Below are 15,981 nucleotides of genomic sequence, written 5' to 3' on the forward strand. Positions count from 1 at the left end.
GGTGTCAGTGGCCGACATCGCGGGAGCTCGATCCACCCCTTCCTTGGCCCACCTCGACGTACGTCCCTCACGTCTCTAGACTTCCCCCTGCGCGACAGGGAGAATCGCGCTGACCGAGGGGAAATCGTAGTGAAGATCACGTCCGTAAAGACGGCCGCGTCGACCGGCCATTGCATGCATCTGTGGGTCAAGATCACCACTGACGCCGGCGTCACCGGCATCGGCGAATGCGTGCATGGCGGCTATCAGGCCATCGCCATCATCAAGGAACTCGAGGAGCGGTTGGTTGGCCGCGATCCCTTCGCCATCGACGCCATCTTCGAGGAGACGCGTCGCAGCCTCGTGTTCGAGGGCGGCTTCGCCGGTGCCCTGATCACCGCCCTCACCGGCATCGAGATCGCGCTCTGGGACCTCAAGGGCAAGGCGCTCAAGGTCCCCGTCTACGAGCTCATGGGCGGCAAGTTCCGCGACGATATCCGCGTCTATTGCGACTGCGAAGTCTCGCCGGGCATGAACATGGCCGAGGTGCAGGAGGTGGTCGACGAAGTCCTCGAGGCTGGCTTCACCGCGCTCAAGGTCGACCTCGACATCCGCGCCTACGGCCACACCGGCACGGAGACCGGCTGGTACGACAAGGACCGGTTCAACATGACTCCCAACAAGTGGGAGCATGAGCGCATGGTGCAGCTGGCCGAAATGGTGGTGAAGGCCGCCGGCCCCTCGGTCGATGTCGCCACCGACCTGCACACCCGCCTCGACAAGCACTCGGCCATCCGCCTCGCCCGCGACCTCGAGCACCTGAAGCTGCTCTGGCTCGAGGAGCCGGTGCCGCCCGAGAACATCGACGTCATGGCCGAGATCACCCGCCAGACCTCGACCCCCATCTGCGCCGGGGAAAACCTCTATCTCCGCCACGGCTTCCGCAAGCTGCTCGAGACCCAGGCCGTCGATATCATCATGCCGGACATCCCCAAGTGCGGCGGGCTGTCCGAGTGCCGCAAGATCGCCGAGATGGCGGACCTCTACTCGATCCCCTTCGCGCCGCACAACGTCAGCTCTCCGCTCGGGACCATGGCCTCGGCACATGTCTGCGCCACGGTGCCGAACTTCCTCATCCTCGAGTTCCACTGGTTCAACCGCATGGAGTACTGGAACACCGTTACCGACGGCGGCAACATCATCCAGAACGGCCGCATCCGGGTCAGCGACAAGCCCGGCATCGGGCTCGAACTGAACGAGGAGGTCGCCCGGCAGTACCAGTATCCGGGCACAACCTGGTTCGAGTGACGTGCCGGGGGCGGCACCTCCCCGCCTTGGCCCAGGTCGTCATCCCGGCGAACGCCGGGAAGGCGCCTGCCGCAGCATCCACGGCTAGCGCACCAGCGCCGGCCGCTTCGGATCGAAGGTCCAGCCCTCGATCAGATACTGCATCGCCATCGCGTCGTTGCGCGCGCCGGCCGGCAACCGCCGGTAGAGCGCATGCGCCGCCGCGAGCGCATCCTCATCCAGTTCGACCCCGAGTCCCGGCCGCTCCGGCACCGCGATTTCGCCCTCCCGGATCAGCGGTGGCTGGCGCGTCAGGTGCTGCCCGTCCTGCCAGATCCAGTGCGTGTCGAGCGCGGTGATCGTGCCCGGGGCCGCCGCCCCCACCTGCGTGAACATGGCGAGCGAGATGTCGAAGTGGTTGTTCGAATGGCTGCCCCAGGTCAGACCCCAGCGCGCGCACATCCTCGCGACGTCGATCGAACCGCGCGGCGTCCAGAAATGCGGGTCGGCGAGGGGGATGTCGACGCTGCCCAGCACTACCGCATGCCCCATCTGCCGCCAGTCGGTGGCGATCATGTTGGTGGCGGTGCGGATGCCGGTGGCGCGGCGAAACTCCGCCATCACCTCGCGGCCCGAGAACCCCTGCTCGGCCCCGCATGGATCCTCGGCGTAAGCCAGATGCGGCTTGATCGCCGAGCAGACCTCGATCGCCTCGTCCAGTGACCAGGCCCCGTTCGGATCGAGCGTGATCCGCGCGTGGGGGAAGCGCTGCGCCAGCGCTTCGATCGCCCCGCCCTCCTCGGCCCCGCGCAGCACCCCGCCCTTGAGCTTGAAGTCCCTGAAGCCGTAGCGCGCCTCGGCCGCTTCCGCCTGGCGCACGATGGCGTCCGCATCGAGCGCCGGCAGGTCCCGTACCCGCTCCCAGTCGTCACCCTCGCTCGCGCGCCGATAGCCGAGCGGCGTCCTCGCGCCATCCCCGACATAGAACAGGTAGCCGAGCATCGGCACCGCATCGCGCACCTGTCCGTCGCCGAGCAGTTCGGCCATCGGCACGCCGAGAAACTGCCCCATCAGGTCGAGCAGCGCGCATTCCAGCGCCGCGACGGCGTGGATGGTAACGCGCAGATCGAAGGTCTGCGCCCCGCGCCCACCCGCATCCCGTCCCGCAAAAGTCTCGCCCACCCGCCGCAGCAGCTTCCGGTAGGTGCCGACCTCCTGCCCGACGATCAGCTCGTGACTGTCCTCGAGCGTCCTGGCAATCGCCTCGCCGCCCGGCACTTCGCCGAGGCCGGTATGTCCGGCGCTGTCGGTCAGTATGACGATATTGCGGGTGAACAGCGGCGCATGCGCGCCGCTGAGGTTGAGCAGCATGCTGTCCGCGCCGGCGACGGGCACGACGCGGAGGGACGTGATGATGGGGGTGGCTGACGTCATTTCAGACTTCCCCTCACCCCGGCCCTCTCCCCGGCGGGGAGAGGGGGCGATGGGGCGCGATCGGTGCAAGCTGCGTCCCCTCTCCCCACCGGGGAGAGGGTCAGGGTGAGGGGGAGCACCGCTAGCCCTTCACGGCGCCGACGGTGAGACCGCCGACGAGGAAGCGCTGCGCGTACATGTAGAGCACCGCCACCGGGATTGCCGTCAGCAGCGAGGCCGCCATCAGCTCGCCCCAGGGCAGGATGTCGCCCACCACCATCGATTGCAGGCCGATCGGCAACGTCCTGAGCGATTCCGACGTGATGAACACGAAGGCGAACAGGAACTCGTTCCATGCATTGGTGAAGGCGAACAGTGCCACCGACAGCAGCGCCGGCGCCGCCAGCGGCAAGGTGATGCGCAGGAAGGCGTAGAGCCGGCTCGCCCCGTCGATCATCGCCGCCTCTTCGAGCTCCACCGGGATCGAGCGGAAATAGCCGATCAGCACCCAGGTGGCGAAGGGCACGAGGAAGGTCGGATAGGTGGTCAGCAGCGCGCCGTAGGAGTTGATCAGCCCCAGGTCGCTGAGCGTCTGGTAGAGCGGGATGAAGATCAGCGTGCCCGGCAGCAGATAGGTGATGAGGATCGCCGTGGTCAGCAGGCCGGCCCCAAGGAACTTGAGGCGGGTCAGCGCGTAGGCGGCGAGTGCCGCGATGGCCACCGAGATGATCGTGCTCAGCGCCGCTACTAGCAGCGAATTGCCCAGCCACATCAGGAACGGCGAGCCGAAGATCAGCTCCTGGTATTGATTGAGTGTCGGCGGACTTGGCCAGAAGATCGACTGGCGCTGGCTGATCTGGGTCGTCGTCTTGAACGAGGTGATCAGCACCCAGTAGAACGGGAACAACACGAACGCCATGAGCGGCAGCAGGATCAGGATGCGGACGCCAATGCCCATGCGCTCGCGCCCCTGCGGCTTGAACACCGGCCTTTCGGACGAGCCGGTGAGGCGCCGGCGCAGGCTCTGGCCGAGCCGCTCGATGCCGCGGTTCAGCATGTCGAAGGGCCAGAACAGGACATCCAGCACGAGGCCGAACAGCCGGCCGAAGAACCGGCCGATCCCCAGGTTGAAGCGCTTCTTCTCGACGCCGGCGGAACGCTCGTCATGCCGCATGTACTTGGCGAGCAGGTAGATCAGGAACGCCATCAGCGGCGCCACGCTGAGCGCGATGGCGCTGCCCGGCCCGTATTGCAGCGAACCGATCGCCTTTTCATAGGCAAGGATCGAGTAGAGGCGCGTCGCGCCCGACGGGCCGCCGCCGGTCATCAGGAAGATGAGGCCGAACTGGTTGAAGGTTGAGATGAAGCTCAGCAGCAGCACCACGAGGATGACGTAGCGCATGCCCGGCAGCGTGATGTAGCGGAACCGCTGCACCGCGTTGGCGCCGTCGACTTCGGCCGATTCATAGAGTTCGGTGTCGATGGCCTTGAGGCCGGCCAGCAGCAGCAGGGTGAAGAAGGGTATGCCCTTCCAGACGTTCACTGCGATGACGCTGCCCAGGGCGAGGTTGGAGTCCGACAGCCAGCCAAGCGGACGCTCGATGAGGCCCATGCCCTGCAGGATCGGGTTGAGGCCGCCAAACAACGGATCGTAGATCGATTTCCAGGCCAGTGCCGTGACGATTTCGGGCACGATCCAGGGCAGCAGCATGATCGCCGACAGCAGGTTGCGCCATGGCAGCTTGGAGTGGAGGATCATGGCAATCGTCATGCCGGTGACGAATTTGATCGAGAGCGACCAGAAGGTGAAATTGATCGTGTTCGACAGCGACAGCAGGTAGTCGGAGTTGGTGTAGAGGCGCTGATAGTTGCGCAGCCCCACCTGCACGGTGTCGCCGGTCTGGAAGTTGAAGGTGGTCGTCGACATCAGGATGGCACTGATGAAGGGCCAGAAGATGAGGCCCGCCATGAGCAGGACCATCGGCAGGACGAACAGGTAGGCAATCTTCCAGTCGCGGCCAAACACTCCCTGCACGCGCCGCGCCATGGAGATCGGTCGCATCTTTCTTTCGAAGACGCCATTTGCCTGTGCGTGATCAACCATCGACTGTCCTCTGGATACTTTGGTCATGCGCAGCAAGTCGCCGCGCCGGCGGCCTCGGGCCTATGTGTACAACGGCACACGCAACCCCGCCCGGGCTGCGGCCGATGACGCTGAGTGGTCAGGTACGGGAGGGCGGTTGCGCCGCCCTCCCCCGTGGATCGCATGATCCTTACGGCTGCGGCATGCCACCTTCTTCGAAGATGTCGCGCATCTTGTTGTGCGCGTCCTTCACGGCATCGGCGGGCGACATGCGGCCGGAGATGACGTTACCGACCGACTGTTCGAGCACGCCCTGGGCGCGGATGGCGTCGACGCCCGCATTCGGATCCGCCGGCCAGGACTGGCCGAGGAACGGGTTCTGCACGTCGACCGCCTGCTTGATCGTGGCAAGGTTCGGTTCGGCAGCCAGCAGTTCGGGAGTCCACAGTTTCTGGTAGGCCGGCGTGAACAGCACGCTGCCCAGCGCCGCGATCTTGTTGAAGTTCGCCGGGTCGAGCAGGGCCAGCGCCAGTTCCTTGGCGAGGGCGCCGTTCTTGGCATTCTTGAACACGGTCATCCAGCCGCCGACGTTGCCGCCGTCGCGGCTGTCGCCGTTGATGGCCGTCGGCGCCTGCAGCAGCAGGGTGTTGGCGTAAACCGGATTGCCGTCGCGCTTGGCCTGGGCATAGATCGAGAAGGCGTTCTGGGTAAAGCCGATCTGGCCGGCAAGGTACGCCTCGTTGTTGCCCGTATCGTTCCAGCTCTCGATGCCGGGCGGCAGCATGGCGGCATACTTGCCGTTGCGGTCGTAGGTTTCGCGCAGGAATTCGAACGCTGCCACGGTTTCGGGCGAGTCGAAGGTCACGGTCGTACCGGCCTGGTCGGTGAAGTGACCACCAAACGCTTGGACGACGGCGATCAGGAAGCCGAAGCCGTCACCGGACTGGTTGGGGGTGAAGCCCCAGCCGTAGAAGTCGGGACCCGAGATGGCGAGCGCAGCCTCGCGGCGATCGACGATCGTCTTGAGCGAGGCGGGATCGATGCCCTTTTCCTTGAGTTTGTCGCCGCGGGCATAGTAGCCGGTGGTGGTGCCGATCAGCGGAACGGCCCACCACTTGCCGTCGATCTTGGCGGTCTTGGCCGCGTTGAGGCCCGGCATGATGTCGCCGTAGCGCTTGACCGCCTCATCCACCACGTCGCTCACGTCCTCGACGAGGTCGAGCAGGTGCAGCTGGCTGATCGAGACGTTGGAGGTATAGGCGAAGTCGGGCGGATTGCCGGCCTTCACCGCGGCCGTCATCTTGCCCATGAAGTCGCCGAACGACTCGGGGTTGGTCGTCGAGATGTCGAGCTGGACTCCCTTGGAGTCGGCAAAGGCCTGGACGGTGTCGCGGAAAGCCGTCTGCGCCGCCTCGAAATACTCGGTGCGGTGGATGACGGTCAGCTTGCCCGCGGCGCCCTCCGGCAGCGGCGCGTCGGGCTTGGGCGCGTCCTCGGCGAAGACGGGCAACCCGTTCGCACCCAGCACCATTCCTGCGCCCACCGCAGCCGATCCACGCAGGATATCGCGGCGGCTGAACCTGTTGTTGTTCATGTCTGGTCTCCTCCTCGTTGTTGGTCTCGCACCGGGCGCGCGGTCCCTCCACCGCACGCCAGGCCTCCCGCGAGCTATGTCAGATCATCGAAGCGAGCCCCCTCGCGCGCGGTGAACGAGGCCCGCAATCTGCGTCATGGGAGCTGCCGCAAGCCGTACCGGCTGCGACGTGAACGAACCGGGACAGGCACACACACCCGTGCTTCACGTTGCCATTCCTCCCCCGGGACGTTGCCCGGCCGTCGGCAAGTTCGGATGCCGAACGTACGTCAATCTGTCGGGCATTGCCGTGTGTGTCAACGACCAATCATACTGCCTGTGGGCAATGCCACCGCGGCGGCGGTCCGGGGCTGCGTTGACAGTCGGTCGGCACTGGTGCTAGTCGCAAGTAATCATACTACTTTCAATGGGGACCGGGGGAGGACCTGATGACGCTCGACGACCTCAAGGCCAGGATCGGCTCGGGCCTGCTTTCGTTTCCGGTGACCGATTTCGGGCCCGACGGCGCCTTCGACCGCGACGGCTACGCCCGGCGCCTCGACTGGCTGTCCTCGCACGAGGCGGCCGGGCTGTTCGCCGCCGGCGGCACCGGCGAGTTCTTCTCGATCGGCTACGACGAGTACGACGACGTGATCCGCACCGCGGTCGAGAACAGCCGCCCCGACGTGCCCGTCCTCGCCGGCGTCGGCTACGGCACGCGCATGGCCGTCGACCTCGCCCGCCGCGCCGAGGCCGCCGGTGCCGCCGGCATCCTGGTGCTGCCGCACTACCTGATGATGGCCGAGGAGGCCGGGATCGTCGCCCACATGCGGGCGATCTGCAACGCCGTCGGCATCGGCGTCATCTACTATGCCCGCGACAATTCCCGCCTCTCGCCTGCCGGGCTCGAGCAGGTCGCCGAAACCTGCCCCAACCTGATCGGCTACAAGGACGGCATCGGCGACCTGCAGCTGATGCAGCGCATCGCCCATCGCATCGGCGACCGCCTCGTCCATGTCGGCGGCCTGCCGACCGCCGAGGTCTTCGCCCAGCCCTACCTCGAGATGGGCGTCACCACCTATTCGTCGGCCGTGTTCAACTTCGTGCCGGAACTGGCCCTGCGCTTCTACCGCGCTGTGCGCCAGCGCGACCACGCCACCATCGATGCGCTGATGCGGGGCTTTTACCTGCCGCTGATCGAGCTCAGGGACAAGAAGCGCGGCTATGCCGTCTCGATGATCAAGGCCGGCGCCGAGCTGGTCGGCCGCTCGGCCGGCAAGGTCCGCACCCCGCTCACCGAACTCGATGCCGGCGAGCGCGAGACGCTGCGCGCGCTGATCGCCGCGAACGCCTGAGGCTGCGGCGACCTCGTCGGGGCTGCCGATCGCACCGGCAACACCATCGTCCCCGTGCCGATTGGCAGGGCGCGCGACATGCGCCGCCTCCCTGTCCATGCGCCGGTTTTCTGACCGGAGCCGCAGGTTCCGGTCCTTCGGCCACAAGCCGGTAGCCTCAGCCTCTTCGTTCAATCGCGTCATCGGGAAGTCGCCTATTCCTCCGCCATCGATTGGAGAGGGACGGCACATGCACACGAGGACCGAAGACCGACTGTTTGACCCGGCTGGGTCGGCCATCCGCGACACGCCCAGGCCAGCTGCAAGGCCCAGGGGCTCCCGGATGCCGCGCACCTTGATCCGGGCTGCCGGCACCTCCCTCGCCATGGTCGCCGCGGTCGCGGCATTCGGCGCGACCTACGAGATCGTCGCGGGATCCACGGACCAGTCGACCTACCCGCCCGCCGGGCGCCTGGTCGATGTTGGCGGGTACCGCATGCACCTCGACTGCCGCGGCGAAGGATCGCCCACGGTGGTCATGGATGCCGGCCTGGGCGGGTCGTCGCTCGACTGGAGCCTCGTACAGGCCGACGTCGCGCTCACGACGCGGGTCTGCAGCTATGATCGGGCGGGCATGGGCTGGAGCGACGCGAGCCCGCAGCCGAGAACGCCCGGGCACATAGCCGAAGAGCTGCACTCGCTCCTGAGGATGGCCGGGGTCCCTGGCCCCTACGTCCTCGTCGGTCATTCCCTGGCTGGCAAGAACATCCGGATGCTTGCCTCGGCTCATCCCGACGAGGTGGCCGGCATGGTCCTCGTCGACGCCCGCAGCGAGCATGTCGACGCGCTGACCCCGCGGGCCGAGGCCGACGCGTTTGGCCTGACGCTCTCGATGCAGGGCAGCCTCTACGCGCTGGCCCGCCGCTTCGGCGTGGCGCGGGCGTTCGGAGCCAGCCTGGTTGGTGAGCCGCTGGTTCCGCCGGCCATCGCCACCGAGATGGCGCTCCTGCAGACCCAGACTGCCGCCATCGACGAGACCACCAGGGAGGGACTGGTGCGTGCCACCGATGATGCGACGCTCGCCAGTTCCACCCTTGGCTCGATCCCCCTCGCGGTGATTGCTGCGTCGGCAAGCATGGCGGAGATCCCGAACTGGTCGACCGCGCAGCGGGAACTTGCCGCACTGAGCACGCGCGGCCGGCTCGTGATCGCCGAGCACAGCGGTCACGCCGTGCATATCGAGCAGCCCCGCATCGTCATCGACGCCATCCGCCAGGTGGTCTCGGAGGTCCGCGCCGAGCGCTAGTCGCGGAGCGGTCTCAGCACTCGCCACCCCCTGACCGCCCAACCCACAGCACCGCAAGAGTCCGGCCCAGACCCCGGCGGCTTGCGGCAAGGAGACCGAACATGAAAGCCATGACCTACAGCCGCTACGGCAGCCCCGATGTCGTCACCCTCAGCGAGGTCGGCAAGCCGACCCCGAAGCCGAACGAAGTCCTGATCCGCATCCTGGCAACGACGGTCACCTCGGGTGACTATCGGGCCCGCAGCTTAGACATGCCGGCAGGCTTCGGACTGATCGGGCGCCTCGTGTTCGGCCTCACCGGACCGCGACAGCCAATCCTGGGGACGGAACTGGCCGGGATCGTCGAATCGGTCGGGGCCGAGGTGATGAACTTCAATCCAGGCGACGAAGTCATGGCCTTCACGGGTGGTGCCTACGGCAGCCACGCCGAGTACCGGACGATGCCGGCAACCGGAACGATTGTCCACAAGCCGGCGAACCTCTCGTTCGAAGAAGCGGCCTCCCTCTCGTTCGGCAGCATGACGGCCCTGCCGTTCCTGCGCGACAAGGCGCGGATCAAGGCCGGTGACACCGTTCTCGTCGTTGGTGCCTCCGGAGCGGTGGGCACTGCGGCAGTCCAGATCGCCAGGCACTTCGGCGCCGACGTGACCGGCGTGACCAGCACCGCCAACGTCGAGCTGGTGGCCGGCCTCGGAGCCCGCCGCGTGATCGACTACACCCGGACCGACTTTGCAACGACCGGGGAGACCTGGGACATCATCCTCGACACGACCGCCACCGTGCCGTTCGCCCGCTGCGCTCATGCGCTCAAGCCCGGTGGCCGGCTCGTTGCCATCCAGGGCTCGTTCGCGCAAACGCTTGGCATCGGCAAGCCATCGAAGGCCAGCGGCAAGAAGGTCATCGCCGGGTATGTGCCGGCAACGGCCGAGGATCTTCGCTACATCGCCAGGCTGGCGTCGGACGGCGAGCTGAAGCCAGTCGTTGATCGCACCTACCGGTTGGAGGAAGCGGCCGCAGCCCATGCCTACGTGGACACCGGCCGCAAGCGCGGCAGCGTCGTCCTGACGGTGGGAGCCGGCGAGGCGGATTTCCTCTCTGGCCGGCTGGTCCGGGTTGGCCGTACCCGACCCCTGTCGGCGGCGGCGTGACCTCGCACGAAGCATTGGCCTACGCAGGAGCAAGCCTTCTTATGCAATACGATGTCGTTATCGTGGGCGGGAGCTTCGCCGGTTTGGCTGCCGCACTCTACCTCGGGCGAGCGCGCCGGTCGGTGTGCGTCCTCGACACGCGCCAACCGCGCAACCGCTTCGCTGCAGCGTCGCATGGCTTCTTTGCCCAGGACGGAAGCGATCCGGGCATGCTGCTCGCCACCATGCGCCAGCAGATCTCGGCCTATCCCACGGTCACCTTCATAGACGAGGCTGCAGTCGAAGTCTCGGGGCAGAGCGGCGGCTTCGAGGTTGCCCTGTCGGGTGGCTCGACGGTTCCCGGTGCACGCCTGCTGCTGGCGTTCGGCATCTCCGACCTTCTGCCGGACATTCCGGGGATCGCCGAGCGCTGGGGGAAATCGGTGCTGCACTGTCCCTACTGCCATGGCTATGAGGTCAGCGGTCGGCGCCTCGGCGTGCTGAACCTCTCGCCATCTTCACTGCAGCAGGCCCTGCTCGTTTCCGACTGGGGACCGACGACCTTCTACGCCAACGGTGCGAACCTGGACGGCCTAAGCGTCGATCAGTTGCTGCGACGCGGTATCGAGATCGAGGCCGATCCGGTGTCGGCGCTGGCCGGTGAGCCGGGCGCACTGACAGCCATCCGATTTGCCGATGGGCGCTCCCACCCCATGGAAGCGCTGTTCATCAGTCCCCGCAATCGCCTCAACAGCGACCTTGCCGGCCAGATCGGCTGCGACATCCAGGACGGCCCGCTCGGCAAGATCATCACCGTGGACGATCTGAACAAGACCACCGTGCAGGGCGTCTTCGCTGCCGGCGACATCACGCGCGTCGCACAGAACATTTCCTTTGCCTGCGCGGATGGCGTGATGGCCGCCATGGCCTGCCATCGCTCGCTCATCCTCGAAGGTTGAGCCTACAGGCGGGTCGGATGCGGCGCCAGGCGGATCACAGGGTGCGCCGGGCCGCCTCTCCAGGGCCGGCGCGGCGCTCGCGAAGCGCCGCCCCCTTACGGCCCGTGCGGGTCCCAGCCATTGGCATGGAACAGGCCGATGATGTAGCCGAAGCAGAAGGCGAAGGCGGTTTCGTTGGAGTCGGCGGCGTCGATATGCGGCACGTGGTCGGGCATGATCATGCCGTCATAGCCGACCTCGTGGTAGATGCGGAGCGCCGCCGGCATGTCCATGTCCCCGCAATCGGGGAACTCCTCGGTGAACGAGTAGCGCCCGCCCTTGATGTTGCGGAAGTGCACGTTGAAGATCTTCTTGCGGCGGCCGAACCAGCGGATGATCTCGCCGATCTCCGCGCGCGGATTCTCGAGGCTCTCGGCCACCGTGCCCTGGCAGAAGTTGAGCCCGTGATAGGGGCTCTCGGCGATCTGGACGAACTTCATCAACCCCTCGGCGTCGCCCAGTACGCGCCTTTCGAAGCCGCGATAGCCGGGCGGCGTCAGCGGGTCGTGCGGGTGGCAGGCGAGCCGCACCTTGTTGGTCGTCGCGACCGGCACGACGCGCTCGAGGAAATAGGTGATGCGCTCCCAGAACTCGTCGGCTGAAACCCTGCCGGCAATGGTGAGCGTATCGCCGTCGGTCGCCTTGTCGGCGCGCCAGGTCGAGAGCACCGCCCCGCCGCGCCCGGTCTCGGAGGTCGTGCGCGGAATGCCCAGCACGTTGAAATTGTACTTGGCCGCCCCGATCCCGGCCTCGCGGAGCGCCTCGATGATGCGGCAGATGCCGTCGATCTCGCGGTCGCGCTCGCCCGGCCGGCCGAGCACGATCCCCGGTGCCTGGTGCTGGCGCTCGATGCCCGACGAAGGCAGCGGCAGCTGCACCATGTCGAGCTTCAGCCCGAAGCCCTCGATCCGGTCGCGATGTCGCAGCAGCACGTCGCGGTTCCACTGCCAGGGATCGCCCTCGGGATCGATGCAGACATGCTTGACCCCCAGCTGTGCCAGCTGCTTGAGATAGCGATCACCGGCCTGGGCCAGCTGCGCGCCGCCCATCTGGGTCCCTACATACATGCCTTCCCCCATTGTTCTATGACTTCTTCAAAGCAGTATGATAGATTTTTCGTCTGGGCAATCCGGGATCGGATTGCCTTGTTCCCGCCGCCGCCTGGCCACGCCGATGAATGGTTCTTGAACCGATGATTGCCGCCGCCCCCGTCCACCTGACCGACCGGGTCAAGCTCGACCTGATGAGGCTGATCGAGGCATCGAACCTCAAGCCCGGCGACAAGCTGCCCGCCGCCGACGAACTCTGCCGGCAGTTCGCCGTCAGCCGCACCGTGGTGCGCGAGGCCATAGCGAGCCTCAAGGCCGAGGGCCGGCTGCGCTCGCTGCGCGGCAGCGGCGTCTATGTCGAGACCCCGCCGCCGGCGGCCGGCGGGCTCTCCCTGTTCATGGCCGCGCCCGAGGAGATCGCCGACATCCTCGACTTCATGGAGTTCCGCATCTCGGTCGAGGTCGAGGCCGCCGGCCTCGCCGCCGAACGCCGGACCGAGGTGAACCTGCTGCGCATGGCGCAGGCGCTGGCCCAGTTCCGCAACAGCGTGCGCGACAAGACGCTGGCCAGCGACGCCGACCGCGCCTTCCATCGCGCCATCGCCGATGCCACCAGCAACAAGCGCTTCCGCCTGTTCGTCGACGAGATGGGCGAACGGCTGATCCCGCGCCGCGCCCTGGGCGCCAGCTTCGCCGACGAGAAGAGCAAGGCCGAGTTCCTCGAGGTCATTGCCGGCGAGCACCAGCGCATCTTCGACGCCATCACCGAGCGCAAGCCCGACGAAGCCCGCCTCGCCATGCGCCGCCACCTCGAGGACGGCCGCCGCCGCTACCGCGAATGGAGCCTCGCCCACGACGGCGGCCTGGGCGGGTAGCGCGGGCTTCCGTCGGCATGCCAACGCCCGTCCATGCCCCCAAACCGGGCAGCAGGTCGTGGAACCTTGGCGGCGCTCGATGATTGGTGGGGTCTGTGAGCGTCGCACAGCCACTCAACCACACGGAGCGAACCATGCCCGCCGAAAAGACACTCGACGACCTGTTCCTCGATACCCTCAAGGACATCTACTTCGCCGAAAAGCAGATCGTGAAGGCGTTGCCGAAGATGGCCCGGGCCGCCCAGTCCCCCGCACTCAAGGCGGGCTTCGAGGAGCATCTGCAGCAGACCGAGGGCCATGTCGACCGTCTCGAGCAGGTGTTCGAGCTGATCGGCAAGCCGGCCCGCGGCAAGACCTGCGAAGCCATCCTCGGCATCATCGAGGAAGGCAAGTCGATCATCGAGGACTTCAAGGACACGCCGGCCCTCGACGCCGGCCTGGTGTCCGCCGCACAGGCCGTCGAGCACTACGAGATAGCCCGCTACGGCACGCTGAAGACCTGGGCCCAGCAGCTCGGCCTGAAGCAGGCCGCCAGTCTCCTCGAGGCCACGCTCAAGGAAGAGGAGACGACCGACCGCAAGCTGACCCAGCTGGCCATGGCCCAGGTCAACCTCAAGGCGGCCTAGCCGGCTCCCGGCGCGCGGCCGGGCGTCCAAACCCGGCCGCAGGACTAGCCTTAGGGCTCGGTCGCCTTTCCCGTGCGGATCGGCCACAGTGTCACCCAGTTGCGAGGGGGCACCAATGACGATCCGTATCGAGGGCCAGGTCGCGCCCGGCTTCGAACCCGTGGCCGATGCCTTTGCGCAGGGCTTTGCCGACCGCCCGGGCATGGGCGCCGCGCTCGCCATCCGCGTTGATGGCGCCTACGTCGCCCGGCTCTGGGCCGGCACCGCCGACACGCGCACCGGCCGGCCGTGGCAGGCCGATACGCCGAGCGTCATCTTCTCGTGCACCAAGGGCGTGATGTCGGTGCTGGTCGCCCGGCTGGTCGAGCAGGGGCTCGTCGACTACGACGCCCCGCTGGCGCGCTACTGGCCCGAGTTCGCGGCCGCCGGCAAGGCGGCGATCACCGTGCGCGAGGCCCTGTCGCACCGGGCCGGCCTGCTCGCCATCGACCGGGACTTCACCGTCGACGAACTGTGCGACTGGAACACCATGGTCGAGGCCCTCGCGGCCCAGGCCCCGCTGTTCAAGCCGGACTCGGGCTACGCCTACCACCCGATCACGCATGGCTGGCTCAGCGGCGAACTGGTGCGCCGCGTCACCGGGATGATGCCCGGCGCCTACCTGGAACAACTCACCGGCCCGCTCGGCGCCGACCTCTGGATCGGCATCCCCGACCGGGTCGTGCCGGCCCACCTGACGGTGATCCCGCCCGACCCGCAGCCGACGCTGCCGCCGCCGCCCGAGCCGAACTGGCCGGAGCGGGCCTTGAGCTTCGGCAACGCCCTGCCCCTGGCGCTGGCCACGCCGACCGGCGGCTTCAACGACCGGCGCCTGCTCGCCGCCCAGTTGCCCGGCGCCGGCGGCGTCGCCACCGCCGACGGGCTCGCGACCTTCTGGTCGGCCGCGGTGGCGCGGACCGAAGGGCTGCGGACCGTCGGCCCCGAGGTGATCGCGCGCGCCACACGCGAGGTTTCGGGCGGCCCCGGCATCTACCCGGGCCTGCCGCCGTATTATCGCTGGGGCATGGGCTTCATGCTGGACGCCGAGGCCAGGCGCCTGCTGACGGCAAGGAGCTTCGGGCATGACGGCGCCGGCGGCCAGGTCGCCTTTGCCGATCCCGAGTATCGGGTCGGCTTCGCCTACCTCACCAACCGCATGGAAAGCCCACCCGATCCGCGCGGCAACGGCGTCGTCGCCGCCCTGCGGGACGTGCTCGTCCGCTGACCGGCCTGACCTTTCCGGCGCCGCGGCCTTGCTTTCCGGCCAGCGCGACCCCATATAGGATGTACGTTGCAGCCATCGTTGGCTCCTGATCGTCCGGTTCGCCGGTTGTTTGGTCCCCGCTTTTGCAGACGTCTAGGCCCTTGCCGCATGTCGCGGCGAGGGAACGTGTGCTCTCGCCCTCTGGCGTGACCCACAACCGAAAGAGAACTTCGCCATGATCAACGGCACCGTGAAATTCTATAACGCAACCAAGGGCTTCGGCTTCATTGCCCCGAGCGATGGCAGCAAGGACGCCTTCGTCCATGCCACCGCGCTCGAGGCCGCCGGCATCATGGGCCTGGCCGAGGGCCAGAAGGTGACCTACGACCTCGAGAGCGGCCGCGACGGCAAGCTCTCGGCCACCAACCTGAACCTCGCCTGACCCACGACCGCTCGACCTGCCACGCAGGTCGGCCCCACGCCCCGCGACTGAACGACGGGGCGAGACAGCGACCTGCGCCATTGGCGCGGGTCCATAGGACACATATGACAGACCTGAACTACCAGCACGCCGCCGAGCTCTTTCTCGGCCGCGACTGGGACACCGCGACGACGCTGGGCCCGCGGGCCTTCCGGGTCGCCGCACACGCGCTACGATTTGCCTTTGAGGAAGCCGCTCCCGTCAGCCTGGCCGGAGCACGGCTCAAGGTCGGGGACCGGGTCTATTCCGGCGCCGCGCTCGCAGAGCTCTATCGCAGCGACGACTACCCGCTCGAGCGCAAGCAGCAACGCCGCGCCGCCCACGCATCAACGCAAAGGAAGAGACAATGGCAGACCTCGATTACGGCGCGACCGCCGAACTCTACCCCAGCCGCCGCTACGCCAAGTCGGCGCGCGAACAGTACCGCCGCTTCGGCACGGCAGCCGAGGCCATCCGCTACATCATGGAGGATGTCCCCGGTACCTGGCTGACCGGCTCGTTCCTCGAGGTCGGCGAGCAGCGCTACGACGGCGACGCCATCCGCGCGCTCTACGAGTCGGCGCGCTACCCGCTGCCGCGCCTGCGCGTCGCCGCCTGAACCAGCACG

At 67.4% G+C, this 15,981-nt stretch carries 14 protein-coding genes; 10 read left to right on the forward strand and 4 right to left on the reverse strand.

The features are described 5' to 3' along the window. Positions 1-129: 129 nt before the first annotated feature. Positions 130-1,287 carry a mandelate racemase/muconate lactonizing enzyme family protein gene (locus J0I99_RS12840; RefSeq protein WP_291392004.1) on the forward strand — a complete coding sequence of 386 codons (1,158 nt, stop codon included), beginning with the start codon at positions 130-132 and terminating at the stop codon, positions 1,285-1,287. A gap of 84 nt (positions 1,288-1,371) precedes the next feature. On the opposite strand, the gene J0I99_RS12845 is transcribed toward J0I99_RS12840, so the two are convergent. The 3 genes from J0I99_RS12845 to J0I99_RS12855 form a co-directional block, all read right to left on the reverse strand. Beyond that, positions 1,372-2,700, reverse strand: a complete 1,329-nt coding sequence (locus J0I99_RS12845; RefSeq protein WP_291398066.1) for an enolase C-terminal domain-like protein — start codon at positions 2,698-2,700, stop codon at positions 1,372-1,374. A 121-nt stretch (positions 2,701-2,821) separates the two neighbouring features. Beyond that, a complete protein-coding gene (locus J0I99_RS12850) occupies positions 2,822-4,741 on the reverse strand; it encodes an ABC transporter permease subunit (RefSeq protein WP_291392005.1) in 1,920 nt (639 codons plus the stop codon). A gap of 211 nt (positions 4,742-4,952) precedes the next feature. After that, entirely contained in the window at positions 4,953-6,356 is a 1,404-nt protein-coding gene (locus J0I99_RS12855) for an ABC transporter substrate-binding protein (protein ID WP_291392006.1), read from the reverse strand. A gap of 428 nt (positions 6,357-6,784) precedes the next feature. Here J0I99_RS12855 and kdgD point away from each other — a divergent pair, with 428 nt between their 5' ends. From kdgD to J0I99_RS12875, 4 genes are all read left to right on the forward strand, one after another. Beyond that, positions 6,785-7,690 carry a 5-dehydro-4-deoxyglucarate dehydratase gene (kdgD, locus tag J0I99_RS12860; protein ID WP_291398068.1) on the forward strand — a complete coding sequence of 302 codons (906 nt, stop codon included), beginning with the start codon at positions 6,785-6,787 and terminating at the stop codon, positions 7,688-7,690. A gap of 322 nt (positions 7,691-8,012) precedes the next feature. Continuing rightward, positions 8,013-8,975 carry an alpha/beta hydrolase gene (locus J0I99_RS12865; RefSeq protein ID WP_291398070.1) on the forward strand — a complete coding sequence of 321 codons (963 nt, stop codon included), beginning with the start codon at positions 8,013-8,015 and terminating at the stop codon, positions 8,973-8,975. 101 nt (positions 8,976-9,076) lie between these two features. After that, positions 9,077-10,123, forward strand: a complete 1,047-nt coding sequence (locus J0I99_RS12870) for an NAD(P)-dependent alcohol dehydrogenase (protein WP_291398072.1) — start codon at positions 9,077-9,079, stop codon at positions 10,121-10,123. A gap of 41 nt (positions 10,124-10,164) precedes the next feature. Further along, positions 10,165-11,061: an NAD(P)/FAD-dependent oxidoreductase gene (locus tag J0I99_RS12875; protein WP_291398074.1), complete on the forward strand. Its 897-nt coding sequence runs from the start codon at positions 10,165-10,167 to the stop codon at positions 11,059-11,061. Between the two features lie 95 nt (positions 11,062-11,156). Here the strand turns inward: J0I99_RS12875 and J0I99_RS12880 are convergent, their stop codons facing one another. Further along, positions 11,157-12,167: a mannonate dehydratase gene (locus J0I99_RS12880; protein ID WP_291398076.1), complete on the reverse strand. Its 1,011-nt coding sequence runs from the start codon at positions 12,165-12,167 to the stop codon at positions 11,157-11,159. A 110-nt stretch (positions 12,168-12,277) separates the two neighbouring features. On the opposite strand from J0I99_RS12880, the gene J0I99_RS12885 reads away from it, so the two are divergent. The 5 genes from J0I99_RS12885 (at position 12,278) to J0I99_RS12905 (ending at position 15,972) form a co-directional block, all read left to right on the forward strand. Continuing rightward, the gene (locus tag J0I99_RS12885) at positions 12,278-13,024 is read left to right on the forward strand and encodes a FadR/GntR family transcriptional regulator (protein ID WP_291398078.1); all 747 of its coding nucleotides are present in this window, start codon (positions 12,278-12,280) and stop codon (positions 13,022-13,024) included. Positions 13,025-13,158: 134 nt separating this feature from the next. Beyond that, on the forward strand, positions 13,159-13,650 hold the full coding sequence (locus J0I99_RS12890; protein WP_291398079.1) for a ferritin-like domain-containing protein: 492 nt from the start codon (positions 13,159-13,161) through the stop codon (positions 13,648-13,650). A 115-nt stretch (positions 13,651-13,765) separates the two neighbouring features. Beyond that, on the forward strand, positions 13,766-14,914 hold the full coding sequence (locus J0I99_RS12895) for a serine hydrolase domain-containing protein (RefSeq protein WP_291398081.1): 1,149 nt from the start codon (positions 13,766-13,768) through the stop codon (positions 14,912-14,914). A gap of 214 nt (positions 14,915-15,128) precedes the next feature. Beyond that, positions 15,129-15,335 carry a cold-shock protein gene (locus tag J0I99_RS12900; RefSeq protein ID WP_291389975.1) on the forward strand — a complete coding sequence of 69 codons (207 nt, stop codon included), beginning with the start codon at positions 15,129-15,131 and terminating at the stop codon, positions 15,333-15,335. Between the two features lie 385 nt (positions 15,336-15,720). Beyond that, complete coding sequence (locus J0I99_RS12905) at positions 15,721-15,972, forward strand: hypothetical protein (RefSeq protein WP_291389977.1); 252 nt, start codon at positions 15,721-15,723, stop codon at positions 15,970-15,972. The last annotated feature ends 9 nt before the right edge of the window (positions 15,973-15,981 follow it).

Source organism: Devosia sp., assembly GCF_017307495.1.
Lineage (GTDB): Bacteria > Pseudomonadota > Alphaproteobacteria > Rhizobiales > Devosiaceae > Devosia_A.